Origin of the sequence: Paraburkholderia sp. 22099 (genome assembly GCF_052045835.1) — a bacterium.
In the GTDB taxonomy this organism is placed as follows: Bacteria; Pseudomonadota; Gammaproteobacteria; order Burkholderiales; family Burkholderiaceae; genus Paraburkholderia; species Paraburkholderia terricola.
The window spans coordinates 105,493-125,959 of record NZ_JBQEPU010000020.1; the positions used below are offsets into that span (position 1 = coordinate 105,493).

Consider the following 20,467-nt stretch of genomic DNA (forward strand, 5'->3'; position numbering starts at 1 on the left):
TCGATTGATTCGATGCGCCGTTTTTTTGTCCGCTTAAATGCCACTGCATAATTGCTGCGTGGCTACCGCGTGGCTTATGCGAACGCGCTGCGCAGCAACGCCTGTGCTTGCAGATACTGCGGGTCGGCAACCAGCTTGCTCCACTTCAGCGCCTTGCCGCGCGGCCGCATACGTTTGAGGCGCTGCCGCGATTCCTTCGACGGCGTGAAGCGCAGCGCGTCCAGCACCTTCTCCGCTTCATCCGGCTGATTGCAGACCAAGACCATGTCGCAACCGGCTTCCAGCGCGGCTCTCGCGCCTTCGGTCAGCGTGCCGCCCTGGCGCGCGGCTTCCATCGAAAGATCGTCGCTGAAAATCGCGCCTTCGAAACGCAGCTTGTTGCGCAGAATGTCCTGCAACCAGATGCGCGAGAAACCCGCCGGCTTCGAATCGACCTTCGGATAGACCACATGGGCGGGAAGCACCGATCCCAGCGACAAACCGAGCCAGTCATACGGCGCCACGTCGTCGCGCAGGATTTCGTCGAGCGAGCGGTCGTCGACCGGCATGGCGACGTGCGAGTCCGCGTGCGCGAAACCGTGCCCCGGAAAGTGCTTGCCGCAATTGCTCATGCCGGCCAGCGCGAGGCCGTGGTTGAGGCTCTTCGCCAGCAGCGCCACCACGCGCGGATCGCGGTGAAACGAGCGATCGCCGATCACTTGCGACTGCCCGTAGTTCAGATCGAGCACGGGCGTAAAGCTCATGTCGACGCCGCACGCGCGCAACTCCGAGGCGAGGATGTAGCCGATCGCGGTCGTCACCTTGGTCGCGTGCAGAACGTCGCTGTCCCACAGTGCGCCGAGCTTGCCCATGGACGGCAAGACCGTGAAGCCGTCGGTGCGAAAACGCTGTACGCGCCCGCCCTCGTGGTCGACCGCGATCAGCAGATCCTCGCGGACCGCGCGGATCGAATCGGTCAGCGCGATCAATTGCGCGCGGCTCTCATAGTGGCGCGCGAACAGGATCACGCCGCCGGTCATCGGATGGGCAAGGCGGCGCTTGTCGTCGTGGTTCAGCGTTTTGCCGACCACGTCGAGCATGACCGGTCCGGGAGTTGTTTTCATCGAATTCCGCTAGAAGGAAGCTCAGGGCAAAAAAAGACGCGGCCAGGGCGGCCGCCTTCGAGTTTTATTCGTCGCTGGCGGGCGCGTGCGGAGCGACGGGCTCTCGCGCCACCGCCCCCGTTTCCGCTATGACGAACGACACCGCGTAATCGTGCTCGTCGCTGATCGTCACGCGCGCCGTGATGCCGCGGGCGTCGAGCCACGCGGCCAGTTCGCCCGAGGCGACCACCATCGGCTCGCCGCTCGGCTTGTTGAGCGTTTGCAGCGCGCGCCAGGTCATCGGCCAGTGCATGCCGAGGCCGATCGCTTTCGAGAAGGCTTCTTTCGCCGAAAACCGCGTGGCGAGAAACGCGAGACCGCGCGCCGCCGAACGCGCCTGGCGCGCGTGATAGACGCGCAGCTCGTCAGGCCCGAGCACCTTTTCCGCGAAACGGCCCTTGGTGCGCGTCATGACCGCGGCCACGCGGCTGACCTGAACGATGTCCGTGCCGATGCCGTAGATCGCCATGTGCGACGCCGCCTCGGATCGCATCAGGCGCGAGCGCCGAGACGCGCGGCGACCATGATCGCCTTCATCTCGCGCACCGCGTTGTCCCAGCCGGCGAAGATCGCGTGCGCGACGATCGCATGGCCGATATTCAACTCGACGATGCCCTCGATCGCGGCGATCTGCTGGACGTTCGTGTAATGCAGACCGTGGCCCGCATTCACCTTGATGCCGAGCGTCGCGCCGAACTCGACCGCGCGAACCACGCGCTCGTATTCGCGCTGCTGCTCGGCGGGGTCGTGCGCTTCCGCGTAACGGCCGGTGTGCAACTCGATCACCGGCGCGCCGGCTTCATGCGCGGCGCGAATCTGGGTCTCGTCCGGGTCGATGAAGAGCGACACGCGGGAGTTCGCGTCGGCGAGTTGCCTGCATGCGGCGCGCACGGCTTCGAACTGGCCGGTGACATCGAGGCCGCCTTCGGTCGTCAGCTCCTGACGTTTTTCGGGCACGAGGCAAACGTCGTGCGGCTGTACTTCACAGGCGATGTCGAGCATCTCCTGCGTGACCGCGCATTCCAGGTTCATGCGCGTTTTCAGGAGCGGCCGCAGCTTGTGGACGTCGGCGTCGACGATATGGCGGCGATCTTCGCGCAAGTGCAGCGTGATCGCGTCGGCGCCTGCCTCTTCGGCGAGCAACGCGGCGCGGATCGGGTCGGGGTAAGTCGTGCCGCGCGCGTTGCGCAGCGTGGCGACGTGATCGATGTTCACGCCCAGGTCGATCACGGTCGGCGACGTAAGAAAGAAGCTCATAGATTCTGCAAGTCGATCAGGATCTGGCGCGTCGCGAGCGGCGTGCCGCCAAGATAAGTGTTGAGCAGAAAGCGCATCAGCGTTTTGCTTTGCGCCACGGTCTGCGCTCGATGGTAATCGTCCTGTTCCATATCGAGCAAGGTTTGTCCCGCGACCACCGGCCATTGCGCGGGCAGATCGTCGGACGCCTCGCGCACGCCGCGCTCGGGGTCGAACACGTAGCGGCCCTCGGCCTGCACCGCCTTGCGCGCGACGGTGCGATCCAGCGCCATTGCATAGCCTGTTTCGCGCAGCAGCACGCGCTCGAACGAACGCAGCACCTGCACGGGCGGTTCGTCGTGCGCGAGACGCGTCATCGTGACGACGTAATGATGGAACAGTTGCGGATGCGGATCTTCGCGCGCGCAGAATTTAACCAGCAGTTCGTTCACGTAGAAGCCGCAGAGCAACGCGCCGCCGGTCAATGGCAGCATTCCGCCGACCCATTCGGCGCCGGTCAACGTGCGCACTTCGGATTTGCCCGACCACGACAACGCGAGCGGCTGGAACGTTTGCAACACGCCGCGCAGTGCGGAGTGCGGACGCTTCGCGCCCTTCGCGACGAGCGCGAGACGGCCATGATCGCGCGAGAGCACGTCGATGATCAGACTGGTCTCGCGATACGGGTAACTATGCAGGACAAAGGCGGGCTGTTCCGCGATCCGGTATTCGGATGCGGACGCAGCGCTTCTGGGCGCGCGGCGCGCCGGCGCTTTGCGCGGCTCGCCCTCGGCGCCCTGCGCGCTTCCGGCGCTCGGGGAGGATTTTTTGGCGGTTCGTCTGGACGGCTCGCGCGCCGGCGCGGCCGGCTGGGAGTCGTCCGGGTCAGCGTCGGAATTCAGCGTCATCGACGCGTCATTCGTACCCATACGCGCGGAGTCCTGCCTCGTTGTCGGCCCAACCGCTCTTTACCTTGATGAAGGTTTCCAGATACACCGGACCGTCGAAGAGCTTCTCCATATCGAGACGTGCTTCGGTGCTGATCTGCTTCAGCTTGGCGCCCTTCTGGCCGATGATCATCGCCTTGTGCGTATCGCGCTCGACCATGATGGTCGCGAAAATGCGGCGCAGGCGCCCTTCGGTTTCGAACTTGTCGATCAGCACGGTGCTCGTGTACGGCAATTCGTCGCCGGTCCAGCGGAACACTTTTTCGCGCAGGATTTCAGCGGCGAGGAAACGCTCGCTGCGATCGGTCAGGTCGTCTTCGCCATAGATCGGCGCGCCTTCCGGCAGGAACGGCTTGACGGTCGCCATCAAACGCTTGATGTCGTCGGGATTTTTCGCCGACAGCGGCACGATTTCGTTGAACTCGCGCAGCGCGCTTACCTGCTGCATGAACGGGAACAGCGAATCCTTATCGGACACGCGGTCGAGCTTGTTCGCGATCAGCAGCGTGGGCACCGACGGCGGAATCAGGTCGAGCACCTTCTGGTCGTCCGGGCCGAAACGGCCGGCTTCGATCACGAACAGAATGGCATCGACCGAAGTCAGCGTGGACGTGACCGCGCGATTGAGCGAACGGTTCAGCGCGCCGCTGTGCTTGGTCTGGAAACCCGGCGTGTCGACGAAGATGTACTGCGCGTCTTCGAGCGTATGAATGCCGGTGATGCGGTGGCGCGTGGTCTGCGCCTTGCGCGACGTGATACTGACTTTCTGGCCGACCAGCGCGTTCATCAGCGTGGATTTGCCGACGTTCGGGCGGCCGACGATCGCGACCATGCCGCAGCGGAAACCAGTGGGAGTGGGAGCGTTCATATTCGGGCTACGGCAAAGTTCAACTCGGCGCGCGGAATGGACACGCCGATGGCAATCAATGGCCCGCATCGGCGACACGGGTTTGCACCGCGTCGGCTACGCCGGGTTCGTGTTCGGTGGACGCCGGCATGCCGGGCGCGGGCACGGCTGCGCCGGCTGCGGGGTCGCGGCTGCGGTGTTTGTCGGCGTGTTTTTCGGTTTGTTTTTCGGCGCTGCGGACGCTGGCGGCTTCGACGGGTTTCGCGTCGGCTGACTTCGCCTCCGTCGGTTTCGTATCGGACTTCTCGGCTGGCTTGTCCGCTGCCGCCTGGTCAGTCGCCGTCTCAGACGACTTGTCGGCTCCGTGAGCCGACGCTTTATCCGCCTTCTCGGCGCGCTCGGACTTCTCTTGCCCGCTATATTCGACGTGCGCGGCGCGAATCACGGCCAGCGGCGCGGCAGCGGCTGTCGGCAACGGCCGTTCGGCGGACGGCTCCATTGCTGCCGCGGCTACCGCTCGGGCCTCGGTCCGCCCAGTGCCGCGTTCGCCCTTGCGATCCGGACTGCGCAGATCGAGCGCGGCCTGCACGCCGGTCACGCCGGGCACGATCTCAGGCTCGGCGTGCTTCGCCGCGCGGGCGCCCTTCGAGCGCTTCGGCTTGGCGACCACGGCGGGCGCCGCCGCCATCACCTCGTCGAGCGCCTTCTTGGCCGCGGCCTGCTCCGCCGCCCGGCGGCTCGCACCGGAACCCGACACTTTCACGTCCAGCTTCGGCACCGTGCATTCGACTTCGAATTGCTGATTGTGCGCTGCGCCATGAGTCGCAACCACCGTGTAAGTAGGCAGCGCGATCTTGTGGCCCTGCAGATACTCCTGCAGCAGCGTCTTGGAGTCCTTGCCCAGCGTGCGGGGGTCGATGTGATCGAGGATCGGCACGTAAAGGCGCTTGATGACCGTTTGGGCGGCGTCGAAACCGCCATCGAGAAATACCGCGCCCAGCACCGCCTCCAGCGTGTCGGCGAGGATCGAGGGCCGGCGAAAGCCGCCGCTGCGCAATTCGCCTTCACCGAGCCTTAAACCTTCCGAGATATTGAGGGCCTGAGCGATCTCGTAAAGCGACTGCTGTTTGACCAGATTGGCGCGGACGCGCGACAGATCGCCTTCGTCCAGTTTGCCGAAGCGTTGGAACAAAAGCGCAGCCACCGCGCAGTTCAGAACGGAATCGCCGAGAAACTCGAGCCGTTCGTTGTGCGTGGAACTATGACTGCGGTGCGTTAAAGCCTGGCGCAACAATTCCGCATTGCGAAATTCGTAGCGCAAACGGCTTTCCAACGGAGATAGGGGCATGGGCAGAGTATAACGCGGGCGCCTTACCCCGCGAAAAGGCGGGACGGCCAGCGGAAAAAGCGTGCTGAAGCGACGTTACCGCAGCTTCTTAAAGTGGTGTAACAACACGCCGCGACTTAATTGACCATGCGTTGGCCATCGCGCGACGTGTCGTGCAATCGGTGCACGCGAACTCAGTTGAACGAGCCGATGCGTTTCAGATTGCTGAAGTTCATCCAGATGAAAAACGCGCGGCCGACGATATTCTTATCCGGCGCAAAACCCCAGTACCGGCTATCCGCGCTGTTGTCGCGGTTGTCGCCCATCATGAAGTAATTGCCCGGCGGCACTTTGCAGATCACGCCGCGTGCGTTGTACGTGCAGTTGTCGCGATATGGATAATCCTCGGCGCCGATGATGAACGGCGGCACGGCGGGATTGTTCAGGATCGCGTTCTTGCGTCCTTCGATATTTTCCTCGAACTGCTTCGCGTAACCGAGGCGCTCTTCGTCGAGATAGTCCGGCAGCGGCGTTTCAGGAACCGGCTTACCGTTGATCGTCAGTTTCTTGTCCTGATAGGCGACGGTATCGCCCGGCACACCGATCACGCGCTTGATGTAGTCGACGGATTCGTCTTTCGGGTAGCGGAACACGACGACGTCGCCGCGTTGCAGCGGACGGCCTTCGGTGATCTTCGTATTGATGATCGGCAAGCGCAGGCCGTAATCGAATTTATTGACGAGGATAAAGTCGCCCACCAGCAGTGTCGGCACCATCGAACCCGACGGAATCTTGAATGGCTCGACCACGAAGGAGCGCACCACGAACACCACGAGAATCACCGGGAAGAAGCTCGCCGAATACTCGAGCCACCACGGTTGACGCAGCTTGTCGTCACGCAGACGGGCGCGCGTTTGCGCGGCATTTTCGTCGGCGAAACGCTCGCCGATGCGTGCCTGCTGACGGTCGAATTCGGCGACCGCGGCTTCCGCCGCGCGGCGCCGTTGCGGCATGAAAACCAGTTTGTCCGCCACCCATGCGATACCCGTCAAAACGACGAGCACAAAAAGAATCAGCGCAAAATTCATAGAGTTCCGTTGTTCGTCTTATTTGTCTTCGACACGCAGAATCGCGAGGAAAGCCTCTTGCGGAATCTCGACGGACCCGACCTGCTTCATTCGCTTCTTGCCTGCCTTTTGCTTTTCCAGCAATTTCTTCTTGCGTGAAATGTCGCCGCCGTAGCATTTTGCCAGCACGTTCTTACGCAACGCTTTAATGTTTTCGCGCGCAATAATGTTCGAACCGATGGTGGCTTGAATCGCGACGTCGTACATCTGGCGCGGAATCAGTTCGCGCATTTTTGCCGCGACTTCGCGGCCGCGATACTGGCTTTGCGAACGGTGCACGATGACCGAGAGCGCATCCACCTTGTCGCCGTTGATGAGCATGTCGACCTTCACGACGTCGGAGGCGCGATATTCCTTGAACTCGTAATCCATCGACGCATAACCGCGCGAAATCGACTTCAGACGATCGAAGAAGTCGAGCACGACTTCGCCCATCGGAATTTCATACGTGAGCTGCACCTGACGGCCGTGATACTGCATGTTGATCTGGTTGCCGCGCTTCTGCGTGCACAGCGTGATCACCGCGCCGACGTAGTCTTGCGGCATGTACAGATTCACGGTGACGATCGGCTCGCGCACCTCCTCGATCTTCGACGGCTCGGGCATCTTGGCCGGATTTTCGACCATGATGGTCGTGCCGTCGCGTTGCAGGACTTCGTACACCACGGTCGGAGCCGTGGTGATGAGGTCCATGTCGAACTCGCGCTCGAGACGTTCCTGCACGATCTCCATATGCAGCAGACCGAGGAACCCGCAACGGAAACCGAAACCGAGCGCCTGGGACACTTCCGGCTCGTACTGCAGCGACGCGTCGTTCAGCTTCAGCTTCTCGAGGGAGTCGCGCAGCGCGTCGTACTGGTTCGCCTCGACCGGATAGAGCCCCGCGAACACCTGCGGCTTCACTTCCTTGAAGCCCGGCAGCGGCTCGGCGGCCGGACGGTTCAGCAGCGTGACAGTGTCGCCCACCTTCGCCGCGGCCAGCTCCTTGATGCCGGCGATGATGAAGCCCACCTGCCCCGCCGATAACGATTCGAGATTCTTCGACTTCGGCGTGAACACGCCGATATGCTCGACCGGATACTGCGCGCCGGTCGCCATCATGCGAATCTTGTCTTTCGGACGCAGCGTGCCGTTGACGATACGCACCAGCATGACGACGCCGACGTAATTGTCGAACCAGGAGTCGATGATCAGCGCTTGCAGCGGCGCTTCAGGATTGCCCTTGGGCGGCGGCACTTTTGCGATCAGCGCTTCGAGCACGTCTTCGACGCCTTGGCCGGTTTTCGCGCTGCAATGCGTGGCATCCGTTGCGTCGATGCCGATCACGTCCTCGATTTCGGAGATCGCGTTTTCGGGGTTTGCCGCCGGCAAGTCGATCTTGTTGAGCACCGGAATCACGTCGACGCCGAGTTCGATCGCCGTGTAGCAGTTGGCGACGGTTTGCGCCTCCACGCCCTGGCTCGCGTCGACGACCAGCAGCGCGCCTTCGCAGGCGGACAGCGAGCGGCTGACTTCATACGAGAAGTCGACGTGGCCCGGCGTGTCGATCATGTTCAGGTTGTAAACCTGCCCGTCACGGGCGCGATACGTCAGTGCGGCGGTTTGTGCCTTGATGGTGATGCCGCGCTCGCGCTCGAGATCCATCGAGTCGAGCACCTGGGCTTCCATCTCGCGGTCGGACAAGCCGCCGCAGATCTGGATGATGCGATCCGCGAGCGTCGACTTGCCATGGTCGATGTGCGCAATGATCGAGAAGTTACGAATATGATCCATTCAGTACCGATCAAGCGAAAAAGGCGCGCTCGGACAATAGCGGAGCACGCCTTGTAAGTAGGTGAAAAACCTATCTATTTTAGCCGAAAAGGCTATCGCCCGGCGCATCTTGCGAGGCCGCGGCGGAAAGACGGCTCAGGAGAGACGGGGAACTTGGCGCGAACATTTTCATAAAGCGCGCGCTTGATCCTGTTGCGCGTTGCTGCAACCTCGTTTGAACTCAGCGCACCTCAACGCGTTGCAAGCGCGGCGCGAACTCGTGCGATGTCGAGGTGATAGCGGCACAACTCGATGCCGTCGCAGACCAGGACGGGCACCAACTCGTTGTAACGCGCTTCCAGCGAGGGATCGGCGTCGACGTCGACGACTTCTAGCTGTGCGCCGAACTCGGCCAACAACGGCTCGAGCGCGGCGCGCATGTCTTCGCACAGGTGGCACCACGCGCGCCCGTAGAGCGTGAGCGGTGCCGCCATGCTTACTTGGTGCCGCTGCGCGGGCGAATCGGCACGAACTGCGTGGTCTCGCCGCGGCGAACCAGCAGCGCGACCATCTTCTGCGAATCGAGATGCGAGCTGATTTCGTCGAACTGCTTCGCGCTCGTGATGTCGGTATCGCCCACACGCAAGATGATGTCGCCCTTTTGCAGCCCGACGCGCGCGGCCGGTCCGTCCACCGCGTCGATCTGCACGCCGTTGCGCAGCTTGAGCGCCTTCAACTGATCCGCGGGGATGTCGCTGACGGCGACACCCAGCACGTTCGTGGCGCGTTGCTTCGGCGGCTGCGGCTTCTTCTGGTCCGCCTTCGCGCTCTTGTCAGGCTGCATCTCGGCGATCGTGACCGGCAGATCGCGCGTCTGGCCCTTGCGCCAGATCGTGATCGTCGACTTGGTACCCGGCTTGGTGTCGCCCACCATGCGCGGCAGATCCGTTGCGGTATCGACCGAATGACCGTTGAACTTCAGGATGATATCGCCCGGCTGCACGCCCGCCTTGTCCGCCGGACCGCCCGGTTCGACGCTGCTGACCAGCGCGCCCTGCGCCTTTGGCAGGCCGAGCGAATCGGCCACGTCCTTGGTGACCTCGCCGATCGCGACCGCGATCCGGCCGCGTACGACCTTGCCCGATGCCTTGAGTTGATCGGCCACGCGCATAGCCTCGTCGATCGGAATCGCGAACGAAATGCCCATGAAACCGCCGGTGCGGCTGTAGATCTGCGAGTTGATGCCGATCACCTCGCCCTGCATGTTGATCAGCGGCCCGCCCGAGTTCCCCGGATTGACAGCCACGTCGGTCTGGATGAATGGCAGGTAATCGCCCGTGTCGCGCCCCTTCGCACTGACGATGCCAGCCGTCACCGTGTTCTCAAGACCGAACGGCGAGCCGATCGCGACCACCCATTCGCCCACGCGAACCTTGTTCGAGTCGCCGATCGTAATGGTGGGCAAGTTGCCGGCGCTGATCTTCACGACGGCGACGTCGGTTCGATCGTCCACGCCCACCAGCTTGGCCTTGAATTCGCGCTTATCGGTAAGCGTGACGTAAATCGTGTCCGCGTCATCGACGACGTGCGCGTTCGTCATCACGTAACCGTCCGCCGACAGAATGAAGCCCGAGCCCACGCCGCTGTTCTGTTCCGGATCGCTGCCGTCGGGCGAGTCCGGCGTGCCGCCGCTGCCGCCGCCGCGCGGCGATCCGGGCGTTTGAGGTGAGCCGGGGGATTGCGGTGATTGCGGCATCGGAATGCCGAAAAAGCGGCGGAAGAACTCCGACATATCGCCGTCGTCCATGCCGGGCGGTAGACCGCCACGCAGACCGCTGCTCGATACGCGCGTGGTCGTGCGAATGTTGACGACCGCCGGGCCGACTTTGTCGACGAGGTCGGTGAAATCGGGCAGATTGGCTGCGGGAGCCGCAGACGCCGTATGCGGTACGAGCGGCAAACACGCCGCTACCACCGCGGCCGCGAGGAAATTGCGCACCGAGAAAGTCGTCATATCGTAGAAAGCCGAGGGATTCAGGATTCGGGGATTACTTCGGAGCCTTGTATTCTATGGCAGACGCAAATTGCTGCAATGTGCTCTGGGGCACTTCACCGAGCAGGGTAATCCAGAAGTCACCGCGCCGCTTGACGAGCACGTGCGTCGCGCCGCTACTGCCCGCGCCCTCTTTGCGCGTGTTGTTCTCGACCGGTTCAACGAACACGGAAATCGCGGCGAGGCCGTCGGAGAACACGGCCTGGTCCACGGGAATGGTCGGCTGGCCGGCTTCCCGCGCGGCCATCGGACGACGCAACTCGCGAATCTTGCGGAATCCGGGAACCGTCGGCGAGATCTGCCAGCCTTGCGCGGCCATATCAACCGGCTCAACTGGAGGACGCACCACCGTCCAGCCTGCTGTATTACGAATTCCGTTGACGATTGCGGCCTTGTCGACCGGCACGCCGATGCGAATCTGGGAAAACGACAACTGCTCGAGTACCTGGCCGTTTGGGTCGAGTGTCTGCGCCCGCAGCAGCAAGCCAGTCTTTTTATCGGCCCACAGTTTGTAGGCAAAGCGATACGCATCTTTCGGATCGAGTTCGATCACCTGGCTGTCGATGCCGGCGACGCGGTCGTCGCCGAGCAGTTTCGGCTCGTAGACCGACAGCACCTGCTCGCCGCTTACCGCGAGCAGCGCCGGGAATGAGTCCTTGTTTTGGCGCTTTTCGACTACGCACAGACGCCGCTCCGGCACAAACGTGTAGAGATCCTCGTTATGACGAAGCATCCTGCGCGGCTTGCCGTCGAGGCTTTCGAGTTGCTCGTATTCGCCGTCGGCGCGGGTCGCATAATGCGATATCCGCGATGTCTGAACGAAATTGCCGCGTTGATAAACGAACGCGCCCTCGTAGTTCTGCTGTTGCGCGGCCTGATGGATGCGATCGAGCATATCCGCGGCCGTGCGACGAACGGTGAGCGGATCGTCGGTTTGTGCAAAAACCCGCGGTGTAGCGGACAACAACACGGCTGCGCAGAATAAAAATGCCGGCAGCCGCCCCCAAATAGTCGTTTTATTCAACCGCGGAGTCTGCATCAAACTATTGGCCTTGCGTAGTGACCGCCGCGGCACGAATCAGCGGCATCGAGCCCGGCATGGCCGGTTGTTGCGCGAATTGCTGGTGCGCTTCCAGATACTGATCGAGACTGGCGTCGCGAATGATGTTGGCGTCTTGTGCGACGGTCTGAACGGTAGCCGCCGGCGCGGACGCCATCGCCACCCGTTGCAGCGCACCTTGCGACTGAACCGACGCGACCTGCGCCGCGCCCGGCCCGCCCGGTACACCTTGTAGTTGCGGCACGACGATCCATGTGAGCGTCGCGGCGGCGGCAGCCACGGCAAAGGCCGGCACCACACGGCGACGCAGCGCCAATAAGCGGCGCGCGATCGGCATCGCCTCAGGCGCGAGCACATGCGGTTCGTTTTCGAAGCGCGCGGCGAAACCGCTCAGAAACGAGCGGCTCACCGCCGGGCTAACCGCCAGATCGTCGGAACGCAACGCGTCGCCGATCAGGTGATAGCTCGACCAGCCGGCACGATCCTCGCCGTCGAGCTCGGAAAGAAACTTGTTGAGATTCAGATGCTCTTCGCCGAATTCACCGTCGACAAAAGCGGACAGACGCTCGCCGCGCGAACTGGCTTGCGATTGCATCGAGATCGACCCCATGATGCTCCCCATCTTACAAATACCCCGTAGTGACACCACTAATCCAGAGATTGCACCCGCGCCCGTTCGGCGAGCCGGTAACTTACCAGCGCTTGCCTTCAGGTGTGTCAAGCAACGGACGCAATTTTGCCGCAATGGCTTCGCGAGCGCGGAAAATTCGTGATCTGACGGTGCCAATCGGGCAACCCATCATCTCGGCAATTTCCTCGTAGCTCAAACCTTCAATTTCACGAAGAGTAATGGCGGTGCGCAGCTCTTCCGGTAAAACCGCCATCGCAGCATTGACCGTCTCTGCGATCTGCTTGCTCATCAACATCGACTCAGGCGTGTTGATATCCCTTAGTTGGTCGGCATCCGAGAAAGTTTCAGCTTCTTCAGCATCCGCTTCGGTCGAGGTCGGAGCGCGCCGGCCTTGGGTCGCAAGGTAGTTCTTTGCCGTGTTGACCGCAATCCGGTACAACCACGTGTAAAAGGCCGAGTCCCCGCGAAACTGCGGCAAGGCCCGGTATGCCTTGATGAAGGCGTCCTGGGCAACGTCTTCCACTTCGGCGGGGTCGCGCACGAGGCGCGAGATGAGCCGGAGAATCTTGCGGTGGTATTTGGAGACCAGAAGCTCGAACGCGGCCTTGTCGCCCTTCTGGACGCGCTCGACCAGCACCTGATCAATTTCTTTTTCGCTCACCTGATAAATCCGTTAACTATAGGGCGCATGGAGGGGCACCATTGTAGCGCCCCAGACATTGCGGCAAGTTACGCCGGTAACACGGTTACAGTCGTTACAGTCACGCGCCGGCGCCACGCCGGCCCAGCACCGCCAGTTCCCGGAAGGCAGACGCGGGAATCGCATCGACGGCGACCATCAGCGTGCATGGCCGCCCATGATCCGGCGCGAGGGCCAGAACCAGCAAACGACCGGTCCACTGCGAACAACCGGCAATGCGCCCTTGGGCGAGCAGATTTCCAGCGCCATCCCATGCGGACAAGCCGTCCGGCCCGAGTTTGAACGCGACGGGCCGCGCAAGCTCATGTCTGGCCGCGCCCAGCACGAGCAGCGCGCATGCGGCGAGCGTCAACGGAACCGCCCACCACGCGCCCAGGCGCGCGGCGAGACATGTGTAGACGGCCAGTGTCGCGATCAGCACGAAAACCGCCGCCGCAGTGCGTAGCGTAACGGAGCGCCGCAACGCGATCCGTTGCGACGCTCCGTCGGGCGTTGCCGATTCAAGGGAAGCCGCCGGCGGAGCCGGCGTCGCGGACTGGCGTGTCGTCACCAACGATCGGGCGATCAGGCGCGCTTGAAGACCAGCGTGCCGTTCGTGCCGCCGAACCCGAACGAGTTCTTCAGCGCGACGTCGATCTTCATCTCGCGCGCGGTGTTGGCGCAGTAGTCGAGATCGCAGGCCGGGTCCTGGTTGAAGATGTTGATCGTCGGCGGAGACACCTGGTGATGCACGGCCAGCACGGTGAACACGGACTCAAGACCGCCGGCGCCGCCCAACAGGTGACCCGTCATCGACTTGGTCGAGTTCACGACCATGTCCTTGGCGTGATCGCCGAATGCGCGCTTGATGCCGGTAGTTTCGGCCAGGTCGCCGAGCGGCGTGGACGTGCCGTGCGCGTTCAGATAATTCACCTGATCCGAGTTGATGCCCGCGTTCTTCAGCGCGGCCAACATGCAGCGGCGTGCGCCGTCGCCGTCTTCGAGCGGCGCGGTCATGTGGTAGGCGTCGCCGCTCATGCCATAACCGCTGATTTCGGCGTAGATCTTCGCGCCGCGCGCCTTGGCGTGCTCGTACTCCTCCAGCACCATGACGCCCGCGCCCTCGCCCAGCACGAAGCCGTCGCGGTCCTTGTCCCACGGACGGCTCGCCGTGGCCGGATCGTCATTGCGTTGCGACAGCGCGCGCGCCGCGGCAAAGCCGCCGATGCCGAGCGGCGACACGGTGGATTCCGCACCGCCGGCGATCATCACGTCGGCGTCGCCGTATTCGATCAGGCGCGAAGCCTCGCCGATACAGTGCAGGCCAGTGGTACACGCGGTGACGATCGCGAGATTCGGACCCTTGATGCCGAACTTGATCGACAGATGGCCCGAAATCATGTTGATGATCGACGCCGGCACGAAGAACGGCGAAATGCGGCGCGGGCCGCGATTGAGCAGTTCAGTTTGCGTCACTTCGATCATCGGCAGGCCGCCGATACCCGAACCCACCACCACGCCGATGCGCTCCGAATTCTCGTCGGTGACTTCGAGCCCGCTGTCCTGCATCGCCTGGATGCCTGCAGCCACGCCGTAGTGGATGAACGTATCCATGTGGCGCGCCTCTTTACCGGGGATGTAGTCCTCGATATTGAAGCCCTTCACCTCGCCGGCGAAACGAGTGGAAAAGTTCGACGCGTCGAACTTCGTGATATTGGCAATACCCGACTTGCCGGCGACCAGATTGGCCCAGCCGTCGGCAACATTATTGCCAACAGGCGAAATCAGCCCCAGGCCTGTAACAACAACACGACGGCGGCTCACGGTAACCCCTTTTTCATAGATGACAAAAGCAAAAGCCACAGCGACCACAGGAACCTGCCCTGTATGCCCTGTGGCTGTTAAGTCGGCAATCGCGCGAAAGTTGCGCTGTCAACATCGCTGGCTCCTGCACGGCAAAAAGCCCTAACCCCGCTGACGTCGGCAACCGACGCGGCAGGGCGTCACACGCCGCCAACGCAGAAACACAGGCGCGAATGACCTTAGGCCTTGACGTTCGCGCGAGCGTAGTCGATCGCTTGCTGAACGGTGGTGATCTTCTCGGCTTCTTCATCCGGAATTTCCATGCCGAATTCGTCTTCGAGGGCCATCACGAGTTCAACGGTGTCGAGCGAGTCGGCGCCGAGGTCGTTCACGAACGAAGCTTCGTTCTTGATTTCAGCTTCTGCAACGCCCAGTTGTTCTGCGACGATCTTCTTGACGCGCTGTTCGATATTGTCCATTACCCCTCCAAGGGAAAAGAAGTTCAAAAATACAGGTGCGCGCATTTTATCAGGTTTGACCCGGCAAAAAAGCGGCGCATCGGGTTCCTGTCAAGGCATGCGCCTTACGCTTTTGCAAACGCATCAAGGCGCGGATAGTAACCGAATTTGGCTACGACATGTACATTCCGCCGTTCACATGCAATGTCGTGCCGGTGATGTAGCCGGCTTGCGGCGACGCGAGGAATGCGACCGCGTGCGCGATGTCTTCGGGACTACCGAGGCGGCCGAGCGGAATCTGCGTCTTCAGCACGGTTTGCTGCTCTTCCGGCAGACTCTTGGTCATGTCGGTGTCGATGAAGCCCGGCGCCACGCAATTCACGGTGATGCCGCGGCTGCCGATCTCGCGCGCGAGCGCGCGTGTCATTCCCGCGACGCCCGCTTTCGCGGCAGCGTAGTTGACCTGCCCCGGGTTGCCGGCCGACCCGACCACGGACGTGATGTTGATGATGCGGCCGCCCTTCGCCTTCATCATCGGACGCAGCACCGCCCGCGACAGGCGGAACACCGACTTGAGATTGGTGTCGATCACCGCGTCCCAATCGTCGTCCTTCATGCGCATTGCGAGTTGGTCCTGCGTGATGCCGGCGTTGTTCACCAGCACGTGCAGCGCGCCGAATTCCTTCACCGTGCCGTCGATCAACGCCTCGGCTGCGGCCGCGTCGTTCACGTTGAGCACCGCGCCGCGGCCGTTCACGCCGGCTGCCTTGAAGGCTTCGGTGATGGCGGTCGCGCCGCTTTCGCTGGTCGCCGTGCCGATCACGGTCGCGCCCTGGCGCGCCAGTTCCAGCGCGATCGCACGGCCGATGCCGCGCGAGGCGCCCGTCACGATTGCGATCTGCTTGTCGAGAGTCTTGTCCATCTGTCGGTCCGGATACCCTTTCGAAGGGCTGATTGGTTCTTGATGTGGAGTTCTGGCGGTGATGACGCGGCGATCAGCCCGCCGTCACCAGCTTGAGCGTCTCGTCGAGCGAGGCCGGATCGAACACCGACGCGCCGACCAGGTTGCCGTCGATTCGCTTGGTCAATCCCGCAAGGACCTTGCCCGGCCCGCATTCGATCACATGCGTGACGCCCTGCGCCGCCATCGCCTGAACGCTTTCGACCCAACGCACCGCGCCGGCCGCCTGACGCACCAGCGCATCCTTGATTTTGGCCGGTTCGTTGACCACCGCGACGTCGACGTTGTTGATTACGGGAATCGACGGCACTTGCACATTGACGCTTGCCAGATATTCCCGCAATTGATCCGACGCCGGCTTGAGCAGCGACGAGTGGAACGGCGCCGACACCGCCAGCGGCAATGCGCGCTTTGCGCCCTTCGCCTTCGCGATCTCACAAGCTTTTTCGATCGCGGCCTTGTGACCGGCGATCACGACTTGCGCCGGCGCATTGAAATTGACCGCCTCGACGACGCCCGCCACCGACGCTTCCGCGCACACCGCGCGCACCGCGTCGTCGTCGAGGCCGAGAATCGCGGCCATGCCGCCCTCACCGACGGGCACCGCCGTTTGCATGGCTTGCGCGCGAAAACGCACGAGCGGCACGGCATCGCGAAACGCGAGCGCGCCGGCCGCGACCAGCGCCGTGTATTCGCCGAGGCTGTGACCAGCGACGATCGCGGGTTTGGGACCGCCCGCCGCCTGCCATGCGCGATAAATCGCGTATGCCGCGATGAGCATGACGGGTTGCGTGTTGGTGGTGAGATTGAGATCTTCGGCGGGACCCTCGGCGATCAATTTGCCGATGTCCTGATTGAGCGCGTCGGATGCTTCCTGAACCGTTTCACGCACGACCGCGTGATCGGCGAATGCATTGAGCATGCCGACCGACTGCGAACCTTGCCCAGGAAAAACGAACGCAAATTTCATATCGTCCCCAAAATCGGTTTGATCAGATGTGGGTAGCCGCGACGGCGCCGCAAACGGCGCCCGTGGTTCGTCGTCGCTATCAGTAGCGGATAACCGACGCGGCCCAGGTGAAGCCGCCGCCGACGCCTTCGATCAGCACGTTCTGGCCGCGCTTGATGCGGCCGTCGCGCACCGCGACGTCGAATGCAAGCGGAATGGACGCAGCCGACGTGTTGCCGTGCTCGCCCACCGTGACGACCATGCGTTCCTGCGGCAAGTGGAGCTTGCGGCAGGTGCTTTGCATGATGCGGATATTGGCCTGATGCGGAATCAGCCAATCGATCTGCTCGGCCGACAGATTGGCTTTCTCGAGCGCCTCGACCGCGACCTTTTCGAGCACGTTGACGGCGAGCTTGAATACCGCCTGACCGTCCATATGAAGAAACGCGCTGCCGGCCACTATGCCGCCGTTCACGTTACCCGGCGTGCAAAGAATGTTCGAATAGCTGCCGTCCGCATGCAATGCGCTAGCGAGTACGCCCGGTTCTTCGGACGCTTGCAGAATCACCGCGCCCGCGCCGTCGCCGAACAGCACGCAGGTGGTGCGGTCGTTGAAATCGAGAATGCGCGAGAAGGTTTCCGCGCCGACCACCAGTGCCGTGCGATGCTGGCCGCCGCGAATCAGGCTGTCCGCCATCGCGACCGCATAGGCGAAGCCGGAACAGACCGCCTGTACGTCGAACGCGGCGCCGTGGTTCTTGATGCCGAGCTTGTTTTGCAACAGACACGCGGTACTCGGAAACACGAAGTCGGGCGTGGACGTTGCAACAATGATCAGATCGATTGACTGCGGATCGATGTCGGCCGCCTCGATCGCGCGCTGTGAGGCGAACAACGCCAGATCGCTGGTGGCGACGTCAGGCTCCGCGAAGTGGCGCGCGTGGATGCCCGTGCGGGCAACGATCCATTCGTCGCTCGTCTCGACGCCCTGCCTGGCGAGACGGTCCGCCAGATCCTGATTGGTGACGCGCGCGGGTGGCAGGTAGCTGCCGGTGCCCAGCACGCGGGAATAAATTGTCGATTGAGCCATTATGCCTTCGAGGATTGCGCAGCGTAGGGCTCGGCCGGCTGGCCTGCGATCGGGCTTGCGTGACCCGCACCGCTTGCTTCGCGCGCGGCCTGTTCCAGAGAACCCGCGTTCTCCTCCATTGCTCGCGCAAGGCGTTCCAGCACGCCGTTTTTGACGGCATCATACCCGCGTTTGATAGCCCACTCAAACGCATAGGCGTCCGCCGAACCGTGGCTTTTGATGACCAGCCCGCGCAAGCCGAGCAGCGCGGCCCCATTGTATTGCCGATGATCGACGCGCTTCTTGAAGCGCATCAACACCGGCAATGCGAGCACCGCCATCACCTTCGTGAGCCACGAACGGCCGAACTCTTCCTTGATGATGTTGGAGAGCATCTGCGCGAGGCCTTCCGACGTCTTGAGCGCGACGTTGCCGACAAAACCGTCGCAGACGATCACGTCGACCGTGCCCTTGAAGATGTCGTTGCCTTCAACGTTGCCGTGAAAGTTAAGTGTACTCGCGCGCAGCAATTCGCCGGCACGTTTGATGGTGTCGTTGCCCTTGATGACTTCTTCACCGATGTTGAGCAGGCCGATGGTGGGCCGGTCGCGGCCCTCGAGCGCCGACACGAGCGCGTGCCCCATCTCCGCGAACTGCAGCAGATGCTGCGGCTCGCAGTCGACGTTGGCGCCCAGGTCGAGCATCATCGTGTAGCCATTGGGATTGGGCAATGCCGACGCGATCGCCGGGCGTTCGATGCCCGAGAGCGTTTTCAGCACGTAACGCGAGACCGCCATCAGCGCGCCGGTGTTGCCAGCGGAAATACAGGCTTGCGCCTCGCCTTCCTTGACGCGATTGAGCGCCACGCGCATGGACGAGTCTTTTTTCTTGCGCAGCGCGACTTCGACCGGATCGTCCATGGCGACGATCTCGGAAGCGGGCACGACGGTCAGCGCCGGCAGGTCCTGAGCCTTCAGCTTCTTGAGCTGCGCACGAATCGCAGTTTCAATGCCGACGAGCAGCAGTTGCGCGTCGGGATGCGAACGAACGAAGCTGACGGCAGCGGGAACGGTCACGGACGGGCCGTGGTCGCCTCCCATGCAATCTATCGTGAGCTTTACTGTCATGGAGTGCGACGAATTTCAGGCACCCTGCTTGGGATCGCGGCAGGTGCCAAAGCGCCAACTGCGATCGACACAAAAAAGCGGCAGTTGAATGCCGCCTTTTTGCCGAGCCGGGAAAATGTCAAGCGAGCCGATCGCCACGCGAAACGCCAAGGGGCGCAACGCAGTGAAACGATTAGTCGTTCTTCGTCTTGACGACTTTCTTGCCGCGATAGTAGCCGTTCGGGCTAACGTGGTGACGCAGATGCACTTCGCCCGTGCTCGGCTCCACTGCCAACGGCGCTGCCGTCAGGAAATCGTGCGAACGGTGCATGCCGCGCTTCGACGGCGACTTCTTATTTTGTTGAACTGCCATGACTAACTCCTAAAAATTTTCCGAATTCTAACACAGCCCGATCCGGTCTCCGCCACTGGCCAAATGGCCAAGGCGCCCGCATCGCGCTCCCATGCAACTGATCAGTGCTTCTTGTCGTCCGGCTCGCCGCGCTTGAGATCCTTGAGCGCCGCGAACGGATTGGGCCGTTCGGGTTCGCCGCCCGCATCAGCCTCGTCCTGCGCGCTCTCGTCGCCCTCGCCTTCCGCACCGGCCACACCAGAGACGAGGCTCTCGTGCACTTCGGGGCAGACCTCGTGCTTGGGCACGAGCGGCAAGGAAAGCAGCAACTCTTCTTCGATCAAGTCGATGAGATCGAACTGGCGCGAGCCGACGATCACCTCGACTTCATCCTCGTCGAGCGGAAACTCTTCGGCTTCCGCCTCGGTGCTGACGATCCGGTAAGTTGCATCGACATTGAACGCCTGCGAATACGGTGTCATGCACCGCTGACATTCGAGCCATGCCGCGCCGTGAACCGCCATCCTCAAATAAGGCTGGGGACCCTCGGTGCCGTCATCCTGCAATTCCGGCTGCGTCGCCCCTTCGGCTTGCCAGGTGAACGCGGTATCGCGATCTGGCGCTTCTGCCGGGACTTCGTTTAACATGCGCGGCAGTTGCGAGACGCGCACGACACCTGCGGCCTGCCGCCCACTCCGCGCAAATTCGAACAGATCGAGCTCATGCGGGTCGGACAGACCAGCAGGGTTGCCAGGATGTTGAGTCATGTGCGCTCCTGCGTCGGCAAGGATTTCGCCGGGATAACCGGGTTTATATTGCAGCCCGCGAACTCTGTAAAAAAGCCCGCCCGCGCAATAGCATACCGATGAAAAGCCCAAAATCATATCCGTTTTGTCTTTTTGAGTCAAACACTTAAGCCCGTACACGCGCGAGTTCCGCGCAAGCCCGTACGTCCCGCCTCTCTAGCC

General features: G+C 62.5%; 22 protein-coding genes. All 22 read right to left on the bottom strand.

The window, feature by feature from the left end; translation table 11 throughout:
* Nucleotides 1-74: 74 nt before the first annotated feature.
* A complete protein-coding gene (gene nagZ, locus ACTJLC_RS19920) occupies nt 75-1,103 on the bottom strand; it encodes a beta-N-acetylhexosaminidase (protein ID WP_440844927.1) in 1,029 nt (342 codons plus the stop codon).
* A 64-nt stretch (nt 1,104-1,167) separates the two neighbouring features.
* Entirely contained in the window at nt 1,168-1,611 is a 444-nt protein-coding gene (gene acpS, locus ACTJLC_RS19925; protein WP_073431818.1) for a holo-ACP synthase, read from the bottom strand.
* Between the two features lie 23 nt (nt 1,612-1,634).
* Nucleotides 1,635-2,399, bottom strand: a complete 765-nt coding sequence (pdxJ, locus tag ACTJLC_RS19930; protein ID WP_310133756.1) for a pyridoxine 5'-phosphate synthase — start codon at nt 2,397-2,399, stop codon at nt 1,635-1,637.
* Nucleotides 2,396-3,307: a DNA repair protein RecO gene (recO, locus tag ACTJLC_RS19935; protein WP_073431802.1), complete on the bottom strand. Its 912-nt coding sequence runs from the start codon at nt 3,305-3,307 to the stop codon at nt 2,396-2,398. The genes pdxJ and recO overlap by 4 nt, the downstream gene beginning before the upstream one ends.
* Nucleotides 3,294-4,193: a GTPase Era gene (gene era, locus ACTJLC_RS19940; RefSeq protein WP_073431801.1), complete on the bottom strand. Its 900-nt coding sequence runs from the start codon at nt 4,191-4,193 to the stop codon at nt 3,294-3,296. The genes recO and era overlap by 14 nt, the downstream gene beginning before the upstream one ends.
* Nucleotides 4,194-4,248: 55 nt before the next feature.
* A complete protein-coding gene (gene rnc / locus ACTJLC_RS19945) occupies nt 4,249-5,520 on the bottom strand; it encodes a ribonuclease III (protein ID WP_310133752.1) in 1,272 nt (423 codons plus the stop codon).
* A gap of 173 nt (nt 5,521-5,693) precedes the next feature.
* Nucleotides 5,694-6,587: a signal peptidase I gene (gene lepB, locus ACTJLC_RS19950; RefSeq protein ID WP_073431799.1), complete on the bottom strand. Its 894-nt coding sequence runs from the start codon at nt 6,585-6,587 to the stop codon at nt 5,694-5,696.
* A gap of 18 nt (nt 6,588-6,605) precedes the next feature.
* Entirely contained in the window at nt 6,606-8,399 is a 1,794-nt protein-coding gene (gene lepA / locus ACTJLC_RS19955; RefSeq protein ID WP_073431798.1) for a translation elongation factor 4, read from the bottom strand.
* A 230-nt stretch (nt 8,400-8,629) separates the two neighbouring features.
* Complete coding sequence (locus ACTJLC_RS19960) at nt 8,630-8,872, bottom strand: glutaredoxin family protein (RefSeq protein ID WP_310133750.1); 243 nt, start codon at nt 8,870-8,872, stop codon at nt 8,630-8,632.
* 2 nt (nt 8,873-8,874) lie between these two features.
* On the bottom strand, nt 8,875-10,392 hold the full coding sequence (locus ACTJLC_RS19965; protein WP_440844932.1) for a DegQ family serine endoprotease: 1,518 nt from the start codon (nt 10,390-10,392) through the stop codon (nt 8,875-8,877).
* A gap of 34 nt (nt 10,393-10,426) precedes the next feature.
* Nucleotides 10,427-11,470, bottom strand: coding sequence for a MucB/RseB C-terminal domain-containing protein (locus tag ACTJLC_RS19970; RefSeq protein ID WP_310133746.1), 1,044 nt, complete (start codon nt 11,468-11,470; stop codon nt 10,427-10,429).
* A 4-nt stretch (nt 11,471-11,474) separates the two neighbouring features.
* Complete coding sequence (locus ACTJLC_RS19975) at nt 11,475-12,101, bottom strand: sigma-E factor negative regulatory protein (protein ID WP_310133744.1); 627 nt, start codon at nt 12,099-12,101, stop codon at nt 11,475-11,477.
* An 82-nt stretch (nt 12,102-12,183) separates the two neighbouring features.
* Entirely contained in the window at nt 12,184-12,783 is a 600-nt protein-coding gene (gene rpoE / locus ACTJLC_RS19980) for an RNA polymerase sigma factor RpoE (RefSeq protein ID WP_073431795.1), read from the bottom strand.
* 100 nt (nt 12,784-12,883) lie between these two features.
* Nucleotides 12,884-13,243, bottom strand: a complete 360-nt coding sequence (locus tag ACTJLC_RS19985; protein ID WP_310133741.1) for a protein YgfX — start codon at nt 13,241-13,243, stop codon at nt 12,884-12,886.
* Nucleotides 13,244-13,386: 143 nt separating this feature from the next.
* Complete coding sequence (fabF, locus tag ACTJLC_RS19990; protein WP_073431793.1) at nt 13,387-14,625, bottom strand: beta-ketoacyl-ACP synthase II; 1,239 nt, start codon at nt 14,623-14,625, stop codon at nt 13,387-13,389.
* 218 nt (nt 14,626-14,843) lie between these two features.
* Complete coding sequence (acpP, locus tag ACTJLC_RS19995; RefSeq protein ID WP_004197638.1) at nt 14,844-15,083, bottom strand: acyl carrier protein; 240 nt, start codon at nt 15,081-15,083, stop codon at nt 14,844-14,846.
* A 151-nt stretch (nt 15,084-15,234) separates the two neighbouring features.
* Complete coding sequence (gene fabG, locus ACTJLC_RS20000; RefSeq protein ID WP_083086585.1) at nt 15,235-15,984, bottom strand: 3-oxoacyl-ACP reductase FabG; 750 nt, start codon at nt 15,982-15,984, stop codon at nt 15,235-15,237.
* A 73-nt stretch (nt 15,985-16,057) separates the two neighbouring features.
* Complete coding sequence (fabD, locus tag ACTJLC_RS20005) at nt 16,058-16,993, bottom strand: ACP S-malonyltransferase (protein WP_073431791.1); 936 nt, start codon at nt 16,991-16,993, stop codon at nt 16,058-16,060.
* A 79-nt stretch (nt 16,994-17,072) separates the two neighbouring features.
* Nucleotides 17,073-18,062, bottom strand: a complete 990-nt coding sequence (locus ACTJLC_RS20010; protein WP_083086583.1) for a beta-ketoacyl-ACP synthase III — start codon at nt 18,060-18,062, stop codon at nt 17,073-17,075.
* Nucleotides 18,062-19,168, bottom strand: coding sequence for a phosphate acyltransferase PlsX (plsX, locus tag ACTJLC_RS20015; RefSeq protein ID WP_073431789.1), 1,107 nt, complete (start codon nt 19,166-19,168; stop codon nt 18,062-18,064). Before plsX ends, ACTJLC_RS20010 begins: the two co-directional genes overlap by 1 nt.
* Before the next feature lie 172 nt (nt 19,169-19,340).
* Complete coding sequence (gene rpmF, locus ACTJLC_RS20020) at nt 19,341-19,520, bottom strand: 50S ribosomal protein L32 (RefSeq protein ID WP_006051932.1); 180 nt, start codon at nt 19,518-19,520, stop codon at nt 19,341-19,343.
* Between the two features lie 101 nt (nt 19,521-19,621).
* Nucleotides 19,622-20,266 (bottom strand): DUF177 domain-containing protein, encoded by a 645-nt coding sequence (locus tag ACTJLC_RS20025; protein WP_073431788.1) that lies wholly within the window; start codon nt 20,264-20,266, stop codon nt 19,622-19,624.
* Between the last annotated feature and the right edge of the window lie 201 nt (nt 20,267-20,467).